The sequence below is a fragment of the Parabacteroides goldsteinii genome, from assembly GCF_020091425.1.
Lineage (GTDB): Bacteria > Bacteroidota > Bacteroidia > Bacteroidales > Tannerellaceae > Parabacteroides > Parabacteroides goldsteinii.
The window spans coordinates 85,681-109,419 of the sequence record NZ_CP081906.1 but is presented as its reverse complement, the minus strand read 5'-3'; the positions used below and the strand labels follow the sequence as shown (position 1 = coordinate 109,419).

Genomic DNA, 23,739 nt, shown 5'->3' with positions numbered 1-23,739 from the left:
AAGAGGTTTGACTTCTTGCCCCGTTTTTTTACTACGTACATTCAGAACTTATTGTATCATTCCAATTTCAAATCTTCTTTTCCAAAACAAAGCGGTAAAAGCGATACCGCACTCGGAGCAACCATCACATCTTTTGTTCCGCAAAGTAACACTTTCACAGGCTTACCATATCGCTGTTCTGTTTCCAACAGTACCTGCCGGCAAGCACCGCAAGGCGAAATACTTTCCACCTGTTTCCCTCCTGTTGCCGCTGCAATCGCCAGGGCAACTACCGGAATATCGGGATACTGATGTCCGGCATGGAACAAAGTAACCCGCTCCGCACATAAGCCGGATGGGTAAGCCGCATTCTCCTGGTTACTTCCCGTCACAATTGTCCCGTCAGCCAGTAACGCTGCCGCCCCAACATGAAATTTTGAATAAGGAGCATATGATTGTTCCGTTGCCTTCAAAGCCGCATGAACCAAAGGCAGTTCCTCATCCGGAACTTCGTTCAGCGAATAAACCGTTATTTTTGTTTCCAGTTTGATTTCTTTCATAAGACTGATGATTAGATAAACAAAGATAGTAAATTTGTATCTTTGTCCGATAAAATACGAATAATTCCAAATCAGGATATGCAAATACCCCTACTCACCCCCCAAAAAGACCCGATGGGCGCCGCTATCGCAGATTATTTCGCGAACGGTAAAGCTAGTAAACTCCGCGTTTTTTCTTCCATGTTCGATGAAGATGAAATCCCGGTGAAACAGTTATTCCGCAATTTTACGGAAATGCCGGCACTGGAACAAGAAGCACTCCGCATGAGCGAAGGCAAAATACTCGATGTCGGTGCCGGAAGCGGCTGCCATTCGCTGGCATTACAGGAAATGGGAAAGACGGTAAAAGCCATCGACATCTCACCTTTGTCTGTAGAGGTCATGCAGAAAAGAGGCGTAAAGGATGCCTGCCTGGAAAATTTCTTCAACGAACAGTTTAGCGGCAGCTTCGATACGATCCTGATGCTGATGAACGGTTCGGGGATTGTCGGAAAGATAGCCAATCTCCCGATTTTCTTCCATACTTTAAAACGCCTGCTTGCCCCGGGAGGTTGTGTATGGATGGACTCTTCCGACCTCCGTTACCTGTTTGAAGATGAAGATGGCAATCTCGACATAGATATTGATGATGACTATTACGGAGAAGTGGATTTTCGCATGCAATATAAAAATATCAGGGGCGACCGGTTCGACTGGTTATACTTAGATTTTCAGACGCTCAGCCTGCATGCGGCAAACAATGGGTTCAAAGCGGAGAAGATACGGGAAGGAGAACATTTTGATTATCTGGCTAAAATTAGCAGGATATAAACCAGTATTTTATAGATTATTTAGAAGAATAATATATCCAGCTTCATTATCTTTGCGAAAATAAATACTTTAGGAACTCGTTTTATGAAACTGACAATACGGATTTTTTGCCTCTTATTTTTTATAGCGACATTAGCGGAGGCAGCAACCCAGCGCAAAATACCTTCATACGAAAAGTATATAAAAACATACAGCGCTCTGGCTATAGAACAACAAAAGAAGTACAAAATTCCCGCCAGTATCACACTGGCACAGGGATTACTGGAGTCGGGAGCCGGACAAAGCGACCTGGCACGCCGCTCAAACAACCACTTCGGCATCAAATGTCATTCCGACTGGCGCGGCGGACGTGTTTATCATGACGACGACCTGCGTGGAGAATGTTTCCGTAAATACAAACGGGTGGAAGATTCATATGAAGATCACTCCAAATTTTTGAAACGTTCGCGTTACGACCGGCTTTTCCAATTAAAAATAACTGATTACAAGGGTTGGGCCAGAGGTCTGCAAAAATGCGGTTACGCAACCGACCGCGCATATGCCAACAAACTGATTAAAGTAATTGAAGATTATGAACTTTACCGTTATGATACCGGGAAAGTACACAAATTGACACGCCAGGAAAAGAAAAAACTTAAATACCCGACCGTCAAATATACGATATACAGAACTTACGGTCTACTGTATGTTTATGCCAAAGAGAACGACAGCTTCGACCAAATCGCACAGAATCTGGACTTTCCTGTAAAAGATCTGAAAAAGTTCAACGAAGTACCGGAAGATTTCCCGTTGCAAAAAGGCGATATCGTCTATATTGAAAAGAAAAAGAAAAAAGCCGATAAGCCTAATTACGACCATGTTGTACAAGTCGGAGAATCCATGCATAGCATCGCACAGAAATACGGAATACAGATCAAGAGCCTGTATAAGATGAATAAAAAAGACAAAGATTACGTTCCTGAAGAAGGAGATGTGCTTAAACTTAGATAAGTAACATAAAAAAATAGTATCTTTGCAGCCAAATATGTAAAAACAATGAGTGACCAACGTTACAACCTGCGCGGTGTATCCGCTTCAAAAGAAGATGTTCACAATGCAATAAAGAACATCGACAAGGGAATATTCCCTAAAGCATTTTGTAAGATCATCCCTGATATATTAGGCGGTGATCCTGAATACTGTAACATTATGCACGCTGACGGAGCCGGAACAAAATCATCTCTGGCTTACATGTACTGGAAAGAAACCGGTGACTTGTCAGTGTGGAAAGGTATTGCCCAGGATGCACTGATCATGAACATCGACGACCTGCTGTGTGTAGGTGCGGTCGACAATATACTTGTTTCTTCCACTATCGGACGTAACAAACTGCTGATCCCCGGCGAAGTGATCTCCGCCATTATTAACGGAACGGACGAACTGCTGGCAGAACTGCGCGAAATGGGTGTAGGCTGCTATGCCACCGGAGGCGAAACGGCCGATGTGGGCGACCTGGTTCGCACGATCATCGTCGACAGCACCGTGACTTGCCGCATGAAACGTGCAGACGTGGTTGATAACAGTCATATACAAGGGGGCGACGTAATTGTCGGAATGGCATCTTACGGACAGGCTACCTACGAAAAAGAATATAACGGCGGAACAGGCAGCAACGGTCTGACCTCTGCCCGTCACGACGTATTTGCCAAATATCTGGCAACCCAATATCCCGAAAGCTACGATGCAGCAGTTCCCGATGAACTGGTTTATTCAGGCGGACTGAAACTGACCGACAAAATCGAAGAACTGGGTATCGACGCCGGTAAACTGGTGCTTTCCCCTACTCGTACCTATGCTCCGGTAATCAAAGTATTGTTGGATAAACTGCGTTCGCAGATACACGGAATGGTACACTGTTCAGGCGGAGCACAAACAAAAGTAATGCACTTCGTAGAAAACAAGCGTGTGACAAAGAACAACCTGTTCCCTGTTCCTCCTCTTTTCCGTATTATTCAGGAACAGAGCGGAACCGACTGGAGCGAAATGTACAAAGTGTTCAACATGGGTCACCGCATGGAGATCTATCTGTCGCCCGAACATGCTGAAGAAGTGATCAGCATTGCCAAGAGCTTCAACATTGATGCACAAATCGTAGGCTTCGTGGAAGAGGCGGATAAGAATGAATTGATTATTGAAAGCGAAAAAGGTCGCTTCGTATATTAATCTGATAAATGGCTGATAATAATTTATTAGGAAGACTGGACGGATTAGTAAGCCGTTTTGAAGAAGTCGGAACACTGATTACCGACCCGGCAGTGATAGCCGATATGAAACGGTTTGTAAAACTCAATAAAGAGTATCGCGATCTGGAGAAGATCGTGACTACCCGAAACGAATATGTCAATACATTAAATGGTATAAATGAAGCACGGCAGATGCTCGATACCGAGCAGGATCCTGAAATGAGGGAGATTGCCCGCGAAGAGCTGGATGCCTGCAATGCCCGCATTCCGGAACTGGAAGAAGAGATCAAGCTGTTGCTTGTTCCGAGCGATCCGGAAGACGATAAGAATGCTATCGTTGAAATTCGTGGCGGAACGGGAGGCGACGAGGCCGCCCTTTTTGCCGGCGACCTCTATCGCATGTATATCAAATACTGCGAAGCCAAAGGCTGGAAAGTCGCCCTGTCAAGTTGCAGCGAAGGTTCGTCGGGCGGATATAAAGAAATTATTTTCACCGTTAGCGGTGAGAAAGCATATGGTACGCTCAAATATGAATCGGGCGTACATCGTGTTCAGCGTGTACCCAGTACTGAAACTCAGGGACGTGTACACACCTCAGCAGCTACCGTGGCTGTGCTCCCCGAAGCAGACGAGTTTGATGTTGAAATTAATGAAGGTGAAATTAAGTGGGATACTTTCCGTTCGGGAGGTGCCGGCGGCCAGAATGTGAACAAGGTCGAATCGGGTGTACGTTTGAGATACGTCTGGAAGAACCCGAACACCGGTGTGAGCGAAGAGATCCTGATCGAATGTACGGAGACGCGCGACCAGCCGAAGAACAAGGAACGCGCACTTACCCGCCTGCGTTCTTTCATTTATGACAAAGAACATCAGAAATACCTGGACGACATTGCCAACAAACGCAAGACAATGGTATCGTCGGGCGACCGATCCGCGAAGATCCGGACATACAACTATCCGCAAGGACGTATCACCGATCATCGTATCAACTACACGATCTATAATTTATCTGCTTTCATGGACGGCGATATACAAGCCTGCATCGACCAACTGACCGTTGCCGAAAATGCAGAACGCCTGAAAGAAGCTGAACTATAACAATTTCACTATTTGACACAAGACAAGATGAACAAGCAACAATTATTCGAAAACATTAAAAAGAAACAATCTTTCCTTTGCGTAGGATTGGATACAGATATAAAAAAAATCCCGCAGCATTTACTCTCTGAAGAAGATCCTATCTTCGCTTTCAACAAGGCAATCATCGATGCTACAGCCGATTACTGTGTAGCTTACAAACCGAACCTAGCTTTCTACGAAAGTTTGGGCGTGAAAGGTATGCTTGCCTTTGAAAAGACTGTTACTTACCTGCGTGAAAACTATCCGGACCAGTTCATTATCGCCGATGCGAAACGTGGCGATATCGGCAACACCTCCGAAATGTATGCCCGCTCTTTCTTCGACCATATCAAAGTGGATGCCGTCACAGTGGCTCCTTACATGGGTGAAGACAGCGTAAAACCGTTCCTGATCTATCCCGAAGCATGGGTAATCCTGCTGGCATTGACTTCAAACAAAGGCTCACAGGATTTCCAGATGACGGAAGATGCCAACGGCGAACGTCTGTTTGAAAAAGTATTGAAGAAATCGCAGGACTGGGCTACCGACGAACAGATGATGTACGTTGTCGGTGCAACTCAGGGAAAAATGTTCCTGGACATCCGTAAATATGCTCCCAACCACTTCCTGTTGGTTCCGGGTGTCGGAGCACAGGGTGGCAGCTTGCAGGAAGTGGCTCAATACGGAATGAACGATCAGTGCGGTTTGCTTGTTAACTCTTCACGTGCGATCATTTACGTAGATAAATCTGAGAATTTTGCCTCATTTGCCCGCGAAGCAGCACAGGCTGTGCAACGTGAAATGGCAGGATATCTGCATGATAAGGGAATTATTCCCTGCAAAGCATAGGCTATCCCAATATTTTTCACCATTTTTGCAAACTGCTTTGTTCTTAGTGGAGCAGTCTCAATTCAAAATACAATATAACAAAATAAGTAATGGAGTTATCAGCCCAACAAATAGCGGACTTTCTTGGTGGAACCGTTGATGGCAACCCGGAAGTGAAAGTTAGCAACTTCTCAAAAATAGAGGAAGGACAACCCGGAACACTAACGTTTCTGGCTAATCCCAAGTACGAACATTATATCTATAATACAGAAGCAAGCATTGTTCTGGTGAATAACGACTTTTCTCCGGCTGAACAGATCACCGCTACTTTAGTGAAAGTTGAAAATGCATATTCTGCTCTTGCCATGTTACTCAACCTGGTAGAACAGTCTAAACCTAAAAAAGCCGGTATTTCTTCGGCAGCTTTCATTGCAGCCTCTGCGACAATGGGAGAAGATTGCTTTGTCGGCAACTTTGCCTATATCGGAGAACAGGTAAAGCTGGGTAAGAACTGCCAGATATATCCCAACGCATACATCGGTGATGGCGTGACTATCGGAGATAACTGCATTCTTTATCCGCATACAACCATCTATAACGGATGTAAAATCGGAAATAATTGTATCCTCCATGCCGGTTCTGTGATCGGTTCGGACGGTTTCGGTTTTGCTCCCGAAGGAGAGAATTATAAAAAGATCCCGCAACTAGGGAATGTTGTATTGGAAGACAATGTCGAGATCGGGGCCAATACCACGATCGACCGTGCCGTGATGGGATCAACCATCATCCGCCGCGGTGTGAAACTGGATAACCTGGTGCAGATCGCCCATAACGTAGAAGTCGGAGAAAACACTGTAATGGCAGCCCAGGTAGGTATCGCCGGTTCAGTCAAGATCGGCAGCCATTGTATGTTTGGCGGACAGGTAGGACTGGCCGGACATATCCATATTGCCGACGGCGTCGTATTCGGAGCACAATCCGGTGTGATCAGCGACATTAAGGAAGCTAAGACTGTATTGGGTGCTCCGGCTATAGACGCGAAAAACTTCATGCGTTCAAGTGCCGTATTCAACCGCTTGCCCGATATGTACCGTACACTGGGACAGTTGCAACGCGAGATCGAACAATTAAAAAAGGAAATCAATAAATAATTAATATACGTATGCAGAAACAAAAGACGCTAGCCAAGAGTTTCTCGATGCAAGGTAAAGGCTTGCATACCGGACTGGACATACAGATCACGTTCAATCCGGCACCGGAAAACCACGGATACAAAATTAAACGTGTTGACCTGGAAGGACAACCTGTTATTGATGCGTTGGCAGAAAACGTAGCCAGTACACAAAGAGGTACCGTTTTATCAAAGAACGGCATCCAGATCAGCACAGTTGAACACGCAATGGCAGCATTATATGCCTACGAAATCGACAACTGCCTGATTGAAGTGAACGCTCCCGAGTTTCCGATTCTGGACGGTAGCTCACGTTTCTTCTCTGAAGAGATCCGGAAAGCAGGAATCGTTGAACAGAACGCTCCGAAAGATTTTTATATCGTAAAACATAAGATCGAAGTAAAAGACGAAGAAACAGGTTCTTCACTGATCATCCTCCCGGACGAGAAGTTCAGTGTGAATGTGCTGATCTCCTTCGATTCGCCCGTTTTATCCAATCAGTTCGCCACTATGAACGATCTGAGCGAGTTTCCCGAAGAAATTGCCGCTTCCCGTACGTTTGTATTCGTTCGCGAAGTGGAAATGCTCCGCCAGAACAACCTGATCAAAGGCGGTGACCTGGACAATGCAATTGTTATCTACGACCAGAAAATGCCGCAGGAAACACTTGACAAACTGGCAGACGAAGTCGGCATACCCCACAAAGACGTATGCGACCTGGGTTACATCAACAACAAACCGCTGGTATTCGACAACGAACCGGCACGCCATAAACTGATTGACGTACTGGGCGACCTGGCACTGATCGGTAAGCCTATCCGCGGACGCATCATCGCAACCCGCCCCGGACATAAGATCAACAACCAGTTGGCCCGCATGATCCGCAAGGACATCAAATTAAACGAAGTACAAGCTCCGATTTACGATCCGAACGCAGCTCCGATCATGGACATCAACCGTATCCGCGAGTTGCTTCCCCACCGTTACCCCTTCCTGCTGGTCGACAAGATCATCGAAATAGGCGGTAACTATATCGTCGGAATAAAAAATATCACGACAAACGAACCGTTCTTTACCGGACACTTCCCGCAGGAACCTGTTACACCGGGTGTATTGCTGGTTGAAGCGATGGCACAGACCGGTGGTTTGCTCGTTCTGAATTCAGTAGACGAACCGGAACGCTATTCAACTTATTTCATGAAGATCGATGGCGTTAAATTCCGCCAAAAAGTAGTACCGGGAGATACACTGATCCTACGTCTGGAACTGCTGGCTCCTATCCGCCGTGGTATTTCCACGATGAAAGGTTATATCTTCGTTGGCGACAAGCTGGTTTGCGAAGCTGAATTTATGGCTCAGATCATTAAAAACAAATAATAATAACAGAAGAAGGCAATGAATCAATCCCCTTTAGCAGTCGTTCATCCCGAAGCAAAGATCGGCCAGAATGTAACGATAGATCCTTTTGCAGTGATTGAAAAGGATGTAGTAATAGGCGACAATTGTCATATTTATTCACATGCAGTCATTCTCGACGGGGCAAGGATCGGAGACAACTGTTCCATCTTCCCGGGAGCTGTAATTGCCGGTATTCCACAGGATCTCAAGTTCAAAGGAGAGCAGACCACCGCTGAAATCGGAAAAAATACGACGATCCGCGAGTGTGTCACGATCAACCGGGGAACAGCATCAAAGGGAAAGACCATAGTCGGAAGCGATTGCCTGATTATGGCATATTCCCATATCGCACACGATTGCGTGCTGAAAGATCATATTATCCTCGGGAACGCATCCCAGATAGCCGGAGAAGTGGAGATTGACGATTTTGCTATTGTCAGCGGCGGCAGCCTGGTTCACCAGTTTACCCGCATATCGAAACATGTGATGGTGCAGGGCGGTTCCCGTATCGGTAAAGATATTCCGCCTTATACGTTGATCGGCCGCGACCCGATTGTTTACTGTGGCATCAATATCGTAGGATTGCGCCGCCGTGGGTTCACCAACCAGCAGGTATTCCTGATACAGGATATCTACCGTACGTTATATACCCGTGGCCTGAATAATACGGAAGCCATCAAGGCTATCGAGACCGAATACGAAGCCAGCGAAGAAAGAGACTTGATACTCAACTTTATCAAGACTTCCGAACGTGGTATCGTAAGAGGTTCGATCGACGAATAAGAATGTGCTAATCAGGCAATATGCCAATACGCCAATGAAAATATCAACAGATAGTATTTTTATTGGCATATTGGCATATTATTTTATTGGCACATTATTTTTATTTTACTACTTTTGAACCAACAAAAAACTAAAAAGACTATGGTATTTAGATTCCTCATTCTATCAGATGAAGTAGATGACTTCAAACGCGAAATCAAGATTGATGCGGAAGCAACTTTCCTTGATCTGCACGACGCCATCCTTGAGTCGGTTGGCTACACGAAAGATCAGATGTGCTCTTTCTTTATTTGTGACGACGATTGGAGCAAAAATACGGAAATTACATTAGTTGAAATGGACACCACTTCGGAAGTGGATAACTATATAATGGCTGAAACTCGTCTGGAAGAATTGCTTGAAGACGAACACCAGAAACTTATGTTCGTTTTCGACTATATGACCGAACGTGCTTTCTTCATGGAGCTCCGCGAAATAGAGCCGGGTAAAGATCTCGATAAAGCAATCGTCAGCAAATCAATAGGTGTCGCACCTGCCCAGACGATCGACTTCGATGAGTTCGAAACCAAAAACGGAAGCACAGAGATCGGCGAAGACTTTTACGGTGACTCAGAATACGACATCGACGAACTGGACAAAGGCGGTTTCGAAGGTTTAGGCGACGTACCGATGGAAAACCCGTACGACGACGAGCGTTTTTAATTGATGAACTCCCTTGTCATATTACTCGGGCCGACAGGAGTCGGAAAGACCGAACTGAGCCTGCGCGTAGCAGAACATTTCGGTTCGCCTATTATTTCCTCCGACTCCCGTCAGCTCTATAAAGACCTGCCTATCGGAACGGCAGCCCCCACCGCCGAACAAATGGCAAGAGTAAAACATTATATGGTCGGGACACTGGACCTGACCGATTATTACAGCGCCAGTAACTTTGAAGAAGACGTAATCTCCCTCCTGGAAACACTCCACCGTACCACTCCAACCGTTGTAATGACAGGCGGTTCCATGATGTACATCGACGCCGTATGTAAAGGCATTGATGATATTCCAACCGTCCCCCCCGATATACGTGAGGCTATTTACGCCCAGTTCGAGCGTGAAGGACTGGAAAATATCCTACAGGAGTTAAAAGAATCCGACCCTGTCCATTATGAAGAAGTAGACCGGATGAACTACAAACGGGTAATCCATGCTGTCGAGATATGCCGGATGACGGGAAAGCCTTATTCTTCTTTCCGCACCAATATAAAGAAAGAACGCCCTTTCAGAATCATCAAAGTGGGACTGACACGCGACCGCGAAGAATTATGTGACCGCATCAACCGTCGTGTCGATCAGATGATGGCTGACGGCCTGCTGGAAGAAGCGCGCAAAGTCTACCCTTTCCGCCACCTGAACTCCCTCAATACGGTCGGCTATAAAGAACTGTTCAACTATTTCGACGGAGAATGGCCGCTCGACCTGGCCGTAGAGAAAATACGGCGCAACTCCCGTGTCTATGCCCGCAAACAAATGACCTGGTTTAAACGGGACGAAGAGATCAAATGGTTTCATCCGGACGAAGAAACAGAAATATTACGGTATCTGGATGGGATAATAAAAAAACAATAGCATGTTGAGGATGGAATGCCTTCTTCAAACGATTTATCAAACCAACTATCATACTATCATTTAAAATCATAAGACACTAATTACAAGACTATTACTCTATGACAGTTGTTATTATTAACTATCATATAACTATCAGGCAACTATCATAGTCTTATCCAAAGGTCCAGTGTAAGCTTCTTTTTTTGCTAAAGTACATGACTTATTTTCAAGGAAGTAATTACTTATGTTGTTCGAGACCCGGGTCTCAAGGTTGCCAACACCCGGGTCTGAGCATCGTCAACATCCGGGTGTCAAACAGGATAAAACGGGCATCCTGACAACAATAAATAGTTGTTTCGATGAAATAAGTCTATATATTTCGGCAAAAAAGACTGGGGATAGAGGCTTTTTAATAGATACAGGAACGATAGTTTAGTTAAAACAATGTAAATATGATCGTTGCATGATAGATAAATGATAGTTAATAACAACAACTGTCATAGGATAACACACTCATTATACGCATATTACATCAAATTATGATAGTATGATAGTTGAATTCAAAATTAACCCCATAGTTGATTCACTGATATTTGCTGCATTTAACGGAATAGCAACTATAATATGAATAAAATAACGGTAAAGAATACAGAAATAGTCTTTTCCGCCAACTTCAGAAGACAGGAAAACTCCCTACCCATATAGTAAAAGTAATAGTCAAAAAAGAACCTTCCCCATACAATGAACCCACCTTCAGAAATACATTCATCCAATGAATGAATCCCCGAGGTGGGTTCATTGTACGCCGATTACTTATTTACTTCTTAAATACCAGGTATACCGCCGCTACCAAAAGCAAACAAGCCAATGCATGATTCCATTTAAACGATTCCCCTTTAAAGGCGATCGCACTGAAAGCCACGAATACGACAAGCGTAATAACCTCCTGTATTACTTTCAATTGGATCAGATTGAACGGTCCGCCATTCTCCCTGAATCCCATACGGTTTGCCGGTACTTGAAAACAATATTCGAAGAAAGCTAAAAACCAGCTGAATAAGATCACACCGATCAACGGCAAATGTTCGAACCAACTGAACTGCTGTTTCATTTTCAGGTGACCATACCAGGCACACGTCATAAAAATATTTGATACGACCAATAACAGAATAGTATAAAAACCCTGCATAACTTATTTATTTTTTTGAGGAAGATAATCCTGTTGTACATTCGACATACTGTTCCAGATGCTGTAACGTGCTTCCGGATTTATAGCTTCGAGCCGGGCCAGGACCTCTTTCATATCCGAACGGCTGGAACCGGACTCATACGGACAGTTCTTTATTTGTTTACGATACCCTTTCCATTCGGCAATACGGACCAGTTCTTTTTCTTCAACCAGGCACATCGGACGAATGATCTCCATATCGAACTTATCCATCTTCAACCGCGGAGGCATAGTCCCGAAAGCCCCCTGATGGGTTATATTCATCAGTAATGTTTCGATAATATCATCCTGATGATGCCCCAGGGCGATCTTATTGCAATTATGCTTCTTGGCTATATCAAACAAGGCCTTTCGCCGTGTCCAGGAACAAAGAAAACAAGGAGACTTACGTGTATCGGTAGAAGCGTCGAAACTCGTTTCGTGAATGATAAACGGCAATCCGTGTTCATCGGCACAGCTTTTCAGGTACTCCGCATCCGAGCAATAAGGAATATTCATCATCACCACATGCGCCACGACCACTTCAAAGCGGGGATTATAGATTTTTGAACGACGCCCCAGCAGGTCGACAAGGGCAAGCGAATCCTTTCCACCCGACAATCCGATCAGGATGCGGTCACCATTGGCGATCAGGCTATATTCGAAAATTGCCCTCTTCACTTTCTCTTCTATTTTCCGGAACAGGAGTTCTTCTGCTGTCAACTTTGCCATATCTACTCTAAATCGGGCACAAAAATAGATATTTATCTAATGAATTGTACGCTTAACTAAAAATATTATTATCTTTGAATCAGTATAATTATATCATAACAAGAGACAATGAGCCGGTTATCTAAAAAACTGTTTTACACAATTGGAATTACATTTCTTTGCTGCAGCCTGCAGGCACAGAGCCTGGACCAGGCCAAAAAACTATACAACGAAGGGCAATACGCTGAAGCTAAACCTGCCTTTGAGAAACTGGTGAAACAAGCTCCCAGCAACTCGTCCTATAATCATTGGTATGGTGTGTGTTGTTACGAGACCGGAGATCTGGCCGGTGCCGAAAAACATCTGAAAGTGGCAGTCAAGCGCAAAGTTCAGGAAGCTTATCGCTATCTGTCGGATGTTTATTATCAGACCTACCGTTTTGATGAAGCGGCTGAAATGATGGAAGAATACATCGACCTGCTAACTAAAAAGAAACAGGACACACAAGCATTCGAAGAAAAACTCAGCCTGGCTGAGAACGCCCACCGGATGATGGAAAAGACGGAAGATGTACAGATTATAGACAGTATCGTTGTCGACAAAGACGATTTTCTGGCAGCTTATACACTGAGCGAAGAAAGCGGCACATTGACTTCTTTCAAAGATTTCTTCCAGACAAATGAACCTGTATCCTCAACGGTTTATATGAACCAGAAGGGTGACAAGATTTATTATGCCCATGCAACAGACAACGACCGCTACTGCCTTTTCACCCAATCCAGATTAATGGACAAATGGGGGGATGAAAAACAGTTACCGATGAATATCAACAGCAACGATGACGACAATTATCCTTTTGTTCTGTCTGACGGAGTCACCATCTACTATGCCTCCAAAGGAAACGGTTCATTAGGCGGATACGACCTGTTTGTTACGCGCTACAACATCAACTCCGATACTTATCTGGCACCGGAGCAGTTAAGCATGCCTTTCAACTCTCCGTTCAATGATTATATGATGGTGTATGATGAAACCAAGGAGTTGGGATGGTTCGTATCAGACCGCTTCCAGCCCGAAGATAAAGTATGCGTTTACCTGTTCATCCCGAACAATGAACACAGCCGTGTGGAAAGTGAAGATATCGAAATGAAACGTGCCCGTGCCGCCATCACTTCCATTCAGGACTCATGGAAACCGGGAAGCGACTACAGCAATCTGGTCGAACTGGCCCATAAAGAAATACCTTACGGGGAAGCAAAAATCGAAAAAGATTTCGAGTTCGTGATAAACAACAGCCTGGTTTACTATAAACTGGACGATATCAAAAGTCCGGAAGCAAAGAGTTACTATGGAAAAGTTGTCTCACTGAACAAACAGATAAAAGAACTGAATGATAAACTGGCCGACCTCAGAGCCTCCTATTCTTCCGGGAACAGTGCAAAGAAGGAACAGTTGAAACCGGCAATTCTTGAAGCGGAAGAGCAATTAAACAGTCTGCTCGACCAGCCTGAAGAGTTGGAAAAGAAAGCTCGTAATACGGAGATAAACTATTTAAAAAGTAACAGATAATTCAACCGCGACTATTATGATCTGGGAAATAACCATTATTGTCTTTTTGATGCTGGTAGCCATCGTGCTTATCCTGCTGGAAATATTCCTTTTGCCGGGAATAACAATTGCCGGTGTCGGAGGATTTCTTTTCGCGGCATCAGGCGTTATTTATGCCTATACGGTAGGTGAAACGGCCGGACATATCACATTGTTCCTGTCGTTAACAGCCTTTGCCGCCTCATTTGTATGGTTATTACGTGCCCGGTCATTCAACAAGGTCGCCCTGAAAACGGATGTCGACTCCAAACTGACTTCAAGCCGTGACCTGGGCATCGAACCGGGTGACGAAGGTATCACCCTTTCACGCCTTGCTCCTATCGGCAAAGCACGTATCAAGGGCATCACCGTCGAGGCGAAGTCGATGGATGAATTGATAGACGAAAACACGCCGGTCGAAGTACTGCGTGTCGACGGTTATAACGTATTGGTTAAGAGAAAAGAACAAACAGATATTCACGCTTAATTAAATTTATATGGAAGAATTGAATTATTTGCCTTTTATCCTACTGGGTGCAGCGGTATTGCTGCTGGCAATTTTCTTTTACTATGTGCCGTTCCTGCTATGGATCTCGGCCAAAGTATCGGGTGTAAACATCTCGCTGATACAGTTGTTTTTGATGCGTATCCGTAATGTACCTCCTTATGTTATCGCCCGTGCCATGATCGAAGCACACAAAGCCGGTCTGAAGTCGCTGACCCGTGATGAACTGGAAGCACACTATCTGGCAGGCGGACATGTTGAGAAAGTGGTTCATGCACTGGTATCTGCCTCCAAAGCAAATATAGACCTGCCTTTCCAGATGGCAACTGCTATCGACCTGGCAGGCCGTGACGTATTCGAAGCCGTTCAGATGTCGGTTAACCCGAAAGTGATCGATACTCCTCCTGTAACTGCCGTTGCAAAAGATGGTATCCAGTTGATTGCCAAAGCCCGTGTAACCGTTCGTGCCAACATCAAACAGTTGGTCGGTGGTGCCGGTGAAGAGACTATCCTTGCCCGTGTCGGTGAAGGTATCGTATCGTCCATCGGTTCGTCCGAAAGCCATAAAACGGTATTGGAAAACCCGGACTCAATCTCTAAGCTGGTACTCCGTAAGGGTCTTGATGCCGGTACGGCATTTGAAATCCTGTCCATCGATATCGCGGATATCGATATAGGTAAGAACATCGGTGCATTCCTTCAGATGGACCAGGCACAGGCCGATAAGAACATCGCCCAGGCTAAAGCCGAGGAACGCCGTGCAATGGCTGTTGCCCTGGAACAGGAAATGAAAGCAAAAGCTCAGGAAGCCCGCGCCAAAGTGATCGAAGCAGAGGCAGAAGTTCCGAAAGCAATGGCAGAAGCCTTCCGCTCCGGAAACCTGGGTATCATGGATTATTATAAGATGAAGAACATTGATGCCGATACATCTATGCGTGAAGCAATAGCCAAACCGACCAGTGCTCCTTCAAAACCGCTTAAAGACTAATCAGATGAGAGTAATTCCCGAATCCGAATTAATTATAAATGCAGATGGAAGCGCCTTCCATCTGCATCTTAAGCCGGAACAGCTGGCAGACAGAGTAGTCCTGGTAGGCGACCCCGACAGGGTTTCAACCGTTGCTTCTTACTTCGACACACAAGAATGCGAAGTGTCCAGCCGGGAGTTTCACTCCATAACCGGTACCTATAAAGAAAAGCGTATCACAGTTGTATCCCACGGCATCGGAACGGACAATATAGATATTGTACTGAACGAGCTGGATGCACTGGCCAATATCGACTTCTCTACCCGTACCGTAAAACCGGCATTCAAACAATTGACTTTGGTTCGTGTCGGGACATCGGGAGGTCTGCAACCGTTTGTTCCTGTCGGCACGTACGTTGCCGCTGAAAAATCTATCGGTTTCGACGGTGTCATTTACTTCTATGCAAACACCGAACGTGTCAGGGATACTGCTTTTGAGGCCGCCTTGAAGGAACAATTGGACTGGAAACTTTCCGGCCTTTCTCCTTATGTCGTACCAGCCGATCATTCCCTGATCGAACAAATCACCGGAAACGATATTATCCGTGGCGTGACGATAGCCGCAAACGGATTTTATGGTCCGCAGGGCCGTGAACTCCGCCTGCCTCTCGCCGACCCCAAATTGAATGAAAAGATTGAAGCATTCAATTATAATGGAAGACAAATCACGAACTTCGAGATGGAAAGTTCTTCGCTTGCCGGTCTTGCCGCCTTGATGGGACATCGCGCCATGACAGTCTGCTGCATCATTGCCGGCCGGGTAGACAAGAACATGAACACCAATTATAAAGGTTCATTAACCGGATTGATTGAAACAGTATTAGAACGCATCTGATCAACACATTATGGACTGGGAGAAAACAATCATCAATTCGTTGGAATGGGGTAAAGAGATTTCCAACCGGGAAGAAAAACAAAAAGTAGCCGACAAGATCGCCTCTATGGTAAAAGACGGCGACATTATCGGCGTAGGTTCAGGATCAACGGCTTATCTGGCACTCTTAAAAATAGCCGATCGTATCCGGACCGAACAGTTACATATCCATGCCATTCCTACTTCTCAGGAGATAAAGATGACTTGTGCCAAACTCGGTATCCCCCTGACAAGCCTGCTTGAACACAAACCGAACTGGACTTTTGACGGGGCGGACGAAATCGATCCCAACCATAATATGATCAAAGGACGTGGCGGTGCCATGTTCAAAGAAAAACTATTGATTAGTTCCAGTCCGCAAACCTTCATTATTGCTGATCCTTCCAAAATGGTTTCGAAGCTAGGTTCCCGTTTCCCCGTTCCGGTAGAAATCTTTCCGGATGCATTGATACATGCAGACCAGGCTCTCCGGTCATTAAGCCCGGTTGATATAAAACTCCGGATGGCACAAGGCAAAGACGGTCCGATAATCACCGAAAACGGGAACCTGATACTCGATATCTGGTTCGACAATATACCCGACAACCTGGAGAATGCAATCAAGTCCATCACAGGTGTGATAGAAAGCGGACTTTTTATGCACTATGAAGTAAACATCATTTCATAAATCCCTGGTCTTTTAAGACATTCAACAGCACTTCGGAGAAATACTCATTATTCTTTTTCGTATAACGAACATCGGTAAACACCTGTGCCAGTGTTTCCTTATTGTTTTCTTTCACAAACTGTTTATTGACTTCCAGTGCTTCCTTTTCACCATATAATTCGTCTATCATATCCGGAGTATAATCTACATAAGCCTCCTGATGAACCACGGCAGCCAAAGGGAGTCGTTCCATCTGTTCCGGCAACGGCATAGCCGGATAACCGACAGTTACAGTAACGATAGGCACAACGAGGCGGGGTAAAGACAACGCTTCGATAATTTTATCAGCATTATAGGCAGTCGTCCCCAAATAGCAGATACCCAAACCTTTCTCTTCAGCCGCATCACAGAAAGCCTGTGCAAACAGCATCGCATCAATTGTAGAAGCAATGAAAGTCTGCAAATTATCAAATCCGGCTTCCGCTTTCCGCTGTTCCGCCCATTTCACAAAACGGTTGGCATCGGCACAGAAAGTCAACACTACCGGAGCCGTCGTAATCATTGGCTGATTAAAATGAGCCGGGGCCAGTTTCTCCTTATTGGACTGGTCACGGGTAACAACCACACTGTATAACTGCATATTACCGGTATTGGAAGCACGGGCTGCCACTTCCAGCAATTCATTCAACAACTCTTCGGGAATATCCTGCTCTGTATATTTGCGGATAGTCCTACGATTTTTCATTATATCTATCATATCTATACTTAATAAGAAATCCATCAATAACAAAGTCCCAACAACCAGATCGGGAGTTTGTTGTTCTGACTTTTAGGTTGACCGTAGATAGCGGCAAAAGCATTATCCAACTCTTTGATCCGATCATAATCCATCAACGGATCGCCAACCATGAAAATATATTTGTCGTTTATCAGAAAGTCATTATTCTCAAACAACTCAATGGTCGCAAAATTCGATAACTGATCGACAAAGAAAGTCTCTCCCAGTACCACACGGTCATTCACATCCTCTTCAAAAGCCATCAATAAATTGGTATTGCCCATATAAGTTTTTTGAAGACGATTCTGGACCTGCCTTTTGGACTGGTAATATCTTATGCAAACCGCATCCGTCAGATAATCAAAATACCGCTTGACATCCGTCCGCTCCAACTTCAACTGAGTAGCCAGGTCGGCAACGTCAGCCACATCGGGTATCTGGCCGGAAATAGACATCATTAGCCTTTTAATATCCTTCAATTCCCGATATTCCAATGGATAAAGAGGCGGCAGATCAACATCGACCATCTCTCTCACCCGGTCCTGCAAACGAAATGGAAATGCATCCGGATCATCCCAATAAAACGGATAACAACCATGTTCCAGATAGTTACGGAAGATAGGGGCAACGACAATCTGATCGTTCACATTCCTCGATATTTCCACATGGTTTTCCAACAAATCATCCAGAGAAACCGGAGGCAAATCCAGTACACACTCATAAGAAAGATATTCCCGGAACGACATGGCTGCTAATGTATAACAAGACACTTGGTTCTTAAATCCTTTCTTCACTTTTGAAACCGGAAGTAACGAAGAAGAAGCAAAAACAATATTCAGATTCGGACAACGTTCCAACAACTTCCTGGTCTCCGCCATCCAATCGGCATAACGGTGCACACTGTCCAAAAACAGATGCGTACCTCCATCCTTATAGAACTGCATAGCCACGTTGACCATTTTTTCCCGTTGAAAAAGAATGCTGTCCAGATTCAAATACAAGGCTTTATCCGAATCATCGAAAGCCTGTTTTATCCGTTGCAGCAACAAGGTTGTTTTCCCGACACCTTGCGAGCCAAAAATTCCAATCAGACGATCATCCCACTGTATCTGTTTATAAAGATATCGCTGAAAATTGCATCTTATCCCCTTCAGTAATTGCTGATGGTTTACTTGGTATATGTCCATAAACTAAACTATTTGATACAAATGTAATACATTATGATAAATAAACATGTAAATTTGCATGACAAAAACCAATAAGAGAATGGACAAATCAAAAGTTTACTTTACTAATCTTCGCACAACTCCATCCAGTAACTTGCTGGATAAAATGGAGCGTCTTGTTAAGCGCGCCGGCATTACAAACATTGATTTTAAGAATCAGTTTGTAGCAATTAAGATTCATTTCGGAGAACCGGGGAACCTGGCTTACATCCGTCCCAATTATGCCGCCCGCATGGCTACTTTGCTTCGTTCATTAGGGGCAAAGCCCTTTCTTACAGATTGCAACACATTATATTCCGGCCGCCGCTCGAATGCCGTAGATCATCTGGAGAGCGCCATGGAAAATGGTTTCAACCCTATCTCAGCCAAATGTGAAGTGATTATCGCAGACGGACTAAAAGGGACAGATTACCGCGAAATAGAAATAAACGGTGAATATTGTAAAGCACCAAAGATCGGAGCTGCCATCGTCGATGCAGATATTGTATTGACCATGAACCACTTCAAAGGACATGAACAGACAGGTTTCGGCGGTGCTTTGAAAAACCTGGGCATGGGTTGCGCCAGTGTCGGAGGTAAGCTGGAATTACATTCTGCCTCCCAACCGATCGTAGCCCGCGAAAACTGTAAAAGTTGTAATATCTGTGTAAAACACTGCGCTCATGACGCCATTCACCTGGATGGCAGCAAAATAGCAACAATCGACTATGAGAAATGTGTCGGTTGCGGCCAGTGTGTTGCCCTTTGCCAATATGATGCAGCGGTCATGGGTGATGGAGACACATCGGAACGGCTCAACTATAAAATTGCCGAATATTCAAAAGCGGTATTACTCGATAAACCGAATTTCCATATCAGTTTTATCATGAATGTCTCTCCCGAATGCGATTGCTGGAATCATAATGATGCCGCTATCGTTCCCGACCTGGGTATCGCCGCATCATTCGACCCGGTAGCTTTGGATAAAGCCTGTGCCGATATAGTCATCAACGCTCCGATCCTGGAGACCGGCAACCGCCTTTCGGATTCGCCTCATCACGACCATTTGGAAGGATGCGACAAATTCCACATCATGCACCCGGAAACCAACTGGCAGGCCGGACTGGAACATGCCGAAAAAATCGGACTGGGAACTCAGGAATATGAACTAATAACCGTATAACTTAGCTGACAGTTGACAGTTTTGTCACTGGTATCTCTGTCAACTGTCAACTGTCAACTGTCAACTAATATATGATTAATCAAGAAACAATCTGTGCCATATCGACAGCCCCCGGAGCCGGAGGCGTAGCTGTTATTCGTGTATCCGGCACTGAGGCTATAACAATTTGTGACACAATCTTCACGTCTAAGATCGAGGGAAAGAATCTTCAGAACCAAAAAGCCTATACCTTACGCTACGGTAGTATCCGCCGCGGGGAAGAGTTGATCGACGATGTACTTATCGCCCTCTTTCGCGCTCCTCATTCATTTACAGGAGAAGACACTGTCGAGATTACTTGTCACGGTTCGGTTTATATCCAGCAACAGATCCTTCAGCTACTGATTGAAAAGGGATGCCGTTCTGCACTCCCCGGAGAATATACACAACGTGCTTTCCTGAACGGAAAGATGGACCTGAGCCAGGCGGAAGCTGTAGCCGACCTGATCGCATCCACATCAGCCGGTATGCACAAACTGGCTATTAACCAGATGCGTGGCGGTTTCAGTAATGAATTGACCAAACTGCGCAGTCAACTACTCGATTTCACTTCATTGATCGAGCTGGAGCTTGATTTCAGCGAAGAAGACGTCGAGTTCGCCGACCGCACCAATCTGAAGCAACTGGCAACTGGCATCGAACAACTGATCCGCAAACTGGCCGATTCATTCAGTGTCGGAAACGCCATCAAAAACGGTATTCCGGTTGCTATTATCGGAGAAACAAATGCCGGTAAATCAACCTTACTCAATTTACTCGTCGGTGAGGAACGTGCCATCGTTTCCGACATCCACGGAACAACCCGCGATGTGATAGAAGATACAATCAATCTATCAGGAGTGACTTTCCGCTTTATCGACACGGCCGGAATCCGCGAAACCAACGATACCATTGAAAGCCTTGGTATCGAACGCACTTTTCAAAAGCTCCGCCAGGCATCCATTGTCCTTTGGGTGATCGACCTGAACACTCCGGCGGAACAGATTGAAGAACTGGCTAAAGTGATTATCCCGAAAGCAGAAGACAAAAAGGTAATCCTTGTTTTCAACAAATCCGACTTGCTTTCGTCCGATGAACTGGAGCTCAAGCAACAATTGCTTAACAATATTCCAGCTGACCGCATATACATTTCCGCCAAACAACAGGAAAATACCGAAGTACTCAAGCAGCATCTGATCCAGGCCGCCGCTTTACCCGAAGTATCTCAAAACGACGTCATCGTCACAAACATCCGCCACTACGAAGCCCTAACAAAAGCCCACGAAGCCATCCTCCGTGTAATCAACGGCCTGGAAATGAATATCTCCGGGGATTTTCTGAGCCAAGATATCAGGGAATGCATGCATTATTTGGGCGAAATTACGGGACAGATTAGTAATGATGAGATTTTAGGGAATATTTTCGGGAAGTTTTGCATCGGGAAGTAGGTATTAATTTCCAACGATTTCCATATATCACCAATAATTATTAAGGCATTCGAAACACATGATTGCAGTTGATGAAATCACTATCTTTGCGGTAGATAGAATCGATTAATTAACAAAGAGAATATTATGCTTGCATACACATATATTGAACAAGGTAAATTTGAATTACAAGACAAACCGGAACCAAAAATTACGGATACACGGGATGCAATCGTACGTGTGACTCTTGGCAGCATCTGCACCAGCGACCTGCATATCAAGCACGGTAGTGTACCGCGTGCAGTACCCGGAACAACAGTCGGACATGAGATGGTAGGTGTCGTGGAAGAAGTGGGAACTGATGTCACATCAGTCAGACCCGGCGACAGAGTGACTGTGAATGTCGAGACTTTCTGCGGAGAATGTTTCTTTTGTCACCACGGATATGTCAATAACTGTACCGACCCCAACGGCGGTTGGGCCTTAGGTTGCCGTATCGACGGCGGGCAGGCGGAATATGTCAGAGTACCCTATGCCGATCAAGGACTGAATCGTATCCCCGATACGGTCAGTGATGAACAGGCTCTGTTTGTCGGTGATGTACTTGCCACTGGTTTCTGGGCAACTCGTATCTCAGAGATTACAGAGAAAGACACTGTCCTCATCATTGGTGCCGGCCCTACCGGTATTTGCACTTTGCTCTGCTCGATGCTGAAGAATCCGAAGCGTATCATTGTCTGTGAAAAGTCTCCCGAGAGGATTCAGTTTGTCCGTGAACATTATCCCGAGGTACGGATAACGACACCTGATAACTGCAAAGAGTTTGTACTCAAAAACAGTGATCACGGCGGAGCAGATGTGGTTCTGGAAGTGGCGGGAACTGAAGATAGCTTCCGGATGGCATGGGAGTGCGCTCGTCCCAATGCGATAGTCACCATTGTGGCTCTTTACGACAAACCTCTGCTTTTCCCTTTACCTGATATGTATGGTAAGAATTTGATTTTCAAAACAGGTGGAGTGGACGGCTGTGACTGTGCAGAGATTCTCAGACTGATTGAGGAAGGTAAGATAGATACCACTCCTCTTATCACCCACCGCTTTCCGTTGAACGAGATAGAGGAGGCATATCGTGTTTTTGAAAACAAACTGGACGGTGTCATCAAAGTCGCTATTTATTAAAGACTTGTTTAATGCCTGTTAAAACGACCTGTTATATGAATAAAACGATTGTATGTCTAACCGAAAGTTATAAATAAGAATATGCCTGTTATCGAAATATCCTCTTTATCTCATCCTGGTGTTGAAATGTTCTGTACCCTCACCGAAGCTCAATTGCGCAACCGTATCGAACCTGACAAGGGTATTTTTATCGTAGAAAGTCCAAAGGTTATCACAAGAGCTTTGGACGCAGGCTTTGAACCTTTAGCCATTTTGTGTGAGCATAAACATATCACAGGGGATGCTTCCGAGATCATTGAACGTTGTGGTAATCTGCCTGTCTATACGGGTAGCAGAGAACTACTTGCTACATTGACCGGCTATGTTCTGACACGAGGTGTTCTTTGTGCCATGCGTCGCCCTGCGATACGCAGCATGGAAGAGGTATGCCGGGAAGCCCGACGCATCGTCGTTATCGACGGAGTTGTTGATACAACCAATATCGGTGCCATTTTCCGTTCGGCAGCTGCCTTTGGAATCGATGCCGTATTACTGACGCGTAACTCTTGTGACCCGTTGAACCGCCGTGCGGTCAGAGTATCGATGGGAACAGTCTTTCTTGTACCATGGACCTGGATGGATGGTTCTCTCAGTGACTTGGGCAAGTTGGGATTTCGTACTGTAGCCATGGCGCTCACGGACAACTCTATTTCCATTGATGATCCGGTCCTGGCAACCGAACCCCAGCTGGCTATCGTAATGGGTACCGAGGGAGACGGACTTCCACCGGAAACAATTGCTGAAGCCGACTACGTAGTCCGTATCCCTATGTCGTCCGGTGTCGATTCACTCAACGTAGCCGCTGCGGCTGCCGTAGCTTTCTGGCAGCTTCGTGCTCCACGAATATAGTCACACAAACTTAAATAATTCATCCAACTACGACATAATATAAA

The 23,739-nt window shown here is 45.2% G+C and carries 24 protein-coding genes; 19 read left to right on the top strand and 5 right to left on the bottom strand.

Features of this window, described 5'->3' with window-relative positions; translation table 11 throughout:
• Nucleotides 1–56 precede the first annotated feature (56 nt).
• Nucleotides 57–539 carry a cytidine deaminase gene (locus tag K6V26_RS01250; protein WP_224264431.1) on the bottom strand — a complete coding sequence of 161 codons (483 nt, stop codon included), beginning with the start codon at nt 537–539 and terminating at the stop codon, nt 57–59.
• A 78-nt stretch (nt 540–617) separates the two neighbouring features.
• Here K6V26_RS01250 and K6V26_RS01245 point away from each other — a divergent pair, with 78 nt between their 5' ends.
• The 10 genes from K6V26_RS01245 (at nt 618) to miaA (ending at nt 10,481) form a co-directional block, all read left to right on the top strand.
• Complete coding sequence (locus tag K6V26_RS01245) at nt 618–1,349, top strand: class I SAM-dependent methyltransferase (protein ID WP_224264430.1); 732 nt, start codon at nt 618–620, stop codon at nt 1,347–1,349.
• An 84-nt stretch (nt 1,350–1,433) separates the two neighbouring features.
• A complete protein-coding gene (locus tag K6V26_RS01240; protein ID WP_122328915.1) occupies nt 1,434–2,339 on the top strand; it encodes a glucosaminidase domain-containing protein in 906 nt (301 codons plus the stop codon).
• 45 nt (nt 2,340–2,384) lie between these two features.
• Nucleotides 2,385–3,551 (top strand): AIR synthase related protein, encoded by a 1,167-nt coding sequence (locus tag K6V26_RS01235; protein WP_195585911.1) that lies wholly within the window; start codon nt 2,385–2,387, stop codon nt 3,549–3,551.
• Nucleotides 3,552–3,559: 8 nt separating this feature from the next.
• Entirely contained in the window at nt 3,560–4,669 is a 1,110-nt protein-coding gene (gene prfA, locus K6V26_RS01230) for a peptide chain release factor 1 (protein ID WP_007653895.1), read from the top strand.
• A 27-nt stretch (nt 4,670–4,696) separates the two neighbouring features.
• Nucleotides 4,697–5,539, top strand: coding sequence for an orotidine-5'-phosphate decarboxylase (gene pyrF / locus K6V26_RS01225; protein WP_128133668.1), 843 nt, complete (start codon nt 4,697–4,699; stop codon nt 5,537–5,539).
• 89 nt (nt 5,540–5,628) lie between these two features.
• Nucleotides 5,629–6,669 (top strand): UDP-3-O-(3-hydroxymyristoyl)glucosamine N-acyltransferase, encoded by a 1,041-nt coding sequence (gene lpxD, locus K6V26_RS01220; protein WP_007653898.1) that lies wholly within the window; start codon nt 5,629–5,631, stop codon nt 6,667–6,669.
• Between the two features lie 11 nt (nt 6,670–6,680).
• On the top strand, nt 6,681–8,066 hold the full coding sequence (locus K6V26_RS01215) for a bifunctional UDP-3-O-[3-hydroxymyristoyl] N-acetylglucosamine deacetylase/3-hydroxyacyl-ACP dehydratase (RefSeq protein ID WP_007653900.1): 1,386 nt from the start codon (nt 6,681–6,683) through the stop codon (nt 8,064–8,066).
• An 18-nt stretch (nt 8,067–8,084) separates the two neighbouring features.
• Nucleotides 8,085–8,870 carry an acyl-ACP--UDP-N-acetylglucosamine O-acyltransferase gene (lpxA, locus tag K6V26_RS01210; protein WP_007653902.1) on the top strand — a complete coding sequence of 262 codons (786 nt, stop codon included), beginning with the start codon at nt 8,085–8,087 and terminating at the stop codon, nt 8,868–8,870.
• Nucleotides 8,871–9,011: 141 nt separating this feature from the next.
• Complete coding sequence (locus tag K6V26_RS01205; protein ID WP_007653904.1) at nt 9,012–9,572, top strand: IS1096 element passenger TnpR family protein; 561 nt, start codon at nt 9,012–9,014, stop codon at nt 9,570–9,572.
• Nucleotides 9,573–9,575: 3 nt separating this feature from the next.
• Complete coding sequence (miaA, locus tag K6V26_RS01200) at nt 9,576–10,481, top strand: tRNA (adenosine(37)-N6)-dimethylallyltransferase MiaA (protein ID WP_224264429.1); 906 nt, start codon at nt 9,576–9,578, stop codon at nt 10,479–10,481.
• A 796-nt stretch (nt 10,482–11,277) separates the two neighbouring features.
• Here the strand turns inward: miaA and K6V26_RS01195 are convergent.
• Entirely contained in the window at nt 11,278–11,649 is a 372-nt protein-coding gene (locus tag K6V26_RS01195; RefSeq protein WP_007653908.1) for a DMT family protein, read from the bottom strand.
• Nucleotides 11,650–11,652: 3 nt separating this feature from the next.
• A complete protein-coding gene (locus K6V26_RS01190; RefSeq protein WP_224264428.1) occupies nt 11,653–12,399 on the bottom strand; it encodes a tRNA 2-thiocytidine biosynthesis TtcA family protein in 747 nt (248 codons plus the stop codon).
• 108 nt (nt 12,400–12,507) lie between these two features.
• Between K6V26_RS01190 and K6V26_RS01185 the strand changes: the two genes are divergently transcribed.
• The 5 genes from K6V26_RS01185 to rpiA are packed head-to-tail and all read left to right on the top strand — an operon-like array spanning nt 12,508 to nt 17,038.
• A complete protein-coding gene (locus K6V26_RS01185; protein WP_046147732.1) occupies nt 12,508–13,947 on the top strand; it encodes a tetratricopeptide repeat protein in 1,440 nt (479 codons plus the stop codon).
• 16 nt (nt 13,948–13,963) lie between these two features.
• Nucleotides 13,964–14,452, top strand: a complete 489-nt coding sequence (locus tag K6V26_RS01180) for an NfeD family protein (protein WP_007653913.1) — start codon at nt 13,964–13,966, stop codon at nt 14,450–14,452.
• A gap of 10 nt (nt 14,453–14,462) precedes the next feature.
• Entirely contained in the window at nt 14,463–15,458 is a 996-nt protein-coding gene (gene floA, locus K6V26_RS01175; RefSeq protein ID WP_007653914.1) for a flotillin-like protein FloA, read from the top strand.
• Between the two features lie 4 nt (nt 15,459–15,462).
• The gene (locus K6V26_RS01170; protein WP_224264427.1) at nt 15,463–16,332 is read left to right on the top strand and encodes a nucleoside phosphorylase; all 870 of its coding nucleotides are present in this window, start codon (nt 15,463–15,465) and stop codon (nt 16,330–16,332) included.
• Nucleotides 16,333–16,342: 10 nt separating this feature from the next.
• Complete coding sequence (gene rpiA, locus K6V26_RS01165) at nt 16,343–17,038, top strand: ribose 5-phosphate isomerase A (RefSeq protein WP_224264426.1); 696 nt, start codon at nt 16,343–16,345, stop codon at nt 17,036–17,038.
• Here the strand turns inward: rpiA and K6V26_RS01160 are convergent.
• The gene (locus K6V26_RS01160; RefSeq protein WP_224264425.1) at nt 17,028–17,774 is read right to left on the bottom strand and encodes a nitroreductase family protein; all 747 of its coding nucleotides are present in this window, start codon (nt 17,772–17,774) and stop codon (nt 17,028–17,030) included. The two genes, rpiA and K6V26_RS01160, sit on opposite strands and share 11 nt — an antisense overlap.
• 23 nt (nt 17,775–17,797) lie before the next feature.
• Entirely contained in the window at nt 17,798–18,982 is a 1,185-nt protein-coding gene (locus K6V26_RS01155; RefSeq protein ID WP_224264424.1) for an AAA family ATPase, read from the bottom strand.
• A 79-nt stretch (nt 18,983–19,061) separates the two neighbouring features.
• On the opposite strand from K6V26_RS01155, the gene K6V26_RS01150 reads away from it, so the two are divergent.
• From K6V26_RS01150 to K6V26_RS01135, 4 genes are all read left to right on the top strand, one after another.
• Nucleotides 19,062–20,183 (top strand): DUF362 domain-containing protein, encoded by a 1,122-nt coding sequence (locus K6V26_RS01150; protein ID WP_007654032.1) that lies wholly within the window; start codon nt 19,062–19,064, stop codon nt 20,181–20,183.
• Between the two features lie 74 nt (nt 20,184–20,257).
• Complete coding sequence (gene mnmE, locus K6V26_RS01145; RefSeq protein ID WP_224265888.1) at nt 20,258–21,649, top strand: tRNA uridine-5-carboxymethylaminomethyl(34) synthesis GTPase MnmE; 1,392 nt, start codon at nt 20,258–20,260, stop codon at nt 21,647–21,649.
• A 126-nt stretch (nt 21,650–21,775) separates the two neighbouring features.
• Nucleotides 21,776–22,807 carry an alcohol dehydrogenase gene (locus K6V26_RS01140; RefSeq protein ID WP_224264423.1) on the top strand — a complete coding sequence of 344 codons (1,032 nt, stop codon included), beginning with the start codon at nt 21,776–21,778 and terminating at the stop codon, nt 22,805–22,807.
• 81 nt (nt 22,808–22,888) lie between these two features.
• Nucleotides 22,889–23,695 (top strand): TrmH family RNA methyltransferase, encoded by an 807-nt coding sequence (locus K6V26_RS01135; protein ID WP_224264422.1) that lies wholly within the window; start codon nt 22,889–22,891, stop codon nt 23,693–23,695.
• Nucleotides 23,696–23,739: the final 44 nt, after the last annotated feature.